Source organism: Pseudomonas sp. MF09156 (assembly GCF_059862305.1).
Genome location: NZ_JCBCUR010000055.1, coordinates 1 through 715 on the forward strand (window position 1 = coordinate 1; position 715 = coordinate 715).

General features: G+C 54.1%; 2 tRNA genes and 1 rRNA gene. All 3 read right to left on the reverse strand.

The features are described 5' to 3' along the window. Positions 1 to 44: 44 nt before the first annotated feature. Positions 45 to 120, reverse strand: a tRNA-Ala gene (locus AC19YY_RS31010). A 30-nt stretch (positions 121 to 150) separates the two neighbouring features. After that, a tRNA-Ile gene (locus tag AC19YY_RS31015) sits at positions 151 to 227 on the reverse strand. An 82-nt stretch (positions 228 to 309) separates the two neighbouring features. Continuing rightward, positions 310 to 715 (reverse strand): 16S ribosomal RNA (locus AC19YY_RS31020); the annotation flags it as partial.

Genomic DNA, 715 nt, shown 5'->3' on the forward strand with positions numbered 1-715 from the left:
GATGGAATGCTCATTTCTAAGCTTTATACAAACAGAAGCAGTAGTGGTGGAGCCAAACGGGATCGAACCGTTGACCTCCTGCGTGCAAGGCAGGCGCTCTCCCAGCTGAGCTATGGCCCCGTATTTCTACAGGCGTTTCCCACACAAAATTGGTGGGTCTGGGCAGATTCGAACTGCCGACCTCACCCTTATCAGGGGTGCGCTCTAACCAACTGAGCTACAGACCCAATTTCGGGCTGCTTCTTTTCGTCTTCTTCAATGAATCAAGCAATTCGTGTGGGAACTTATGGAGCAGCTGATGTCGTCGATTAAGGAGGTGATCCAGCCGCAGGTTCCCCTACGGCTACCTTGTTACGACTTCACCCCAGTCATGAATCACACCGTGGTAACCGTCCTCCCGAAGGTTAGACTAGCTACTTCTGGTGCAACCCACTCCCATGGTGTGACGGGCGGTGTGTACAAGGCCCGGGAACGTATTCACCGCGACATTCTGATTCGCGATTACTAGCGATTCCGACTTCACGCAGTCGAGTTGCAGACTGCGATCCGGACTACGATCGGTTTTGTGGGATTAGCTCCACCTCGCGGCTTGGCAACCCTCTGTACCGACCATTGTAGCACGTGTGTAGCCCAGGCCGTAAGGGCCATGATGACTTGACGTCATCCCCACCTTCCTCCGGTTTGTCACCGGCAGTCTCCTTAGAGTGCCCACCAT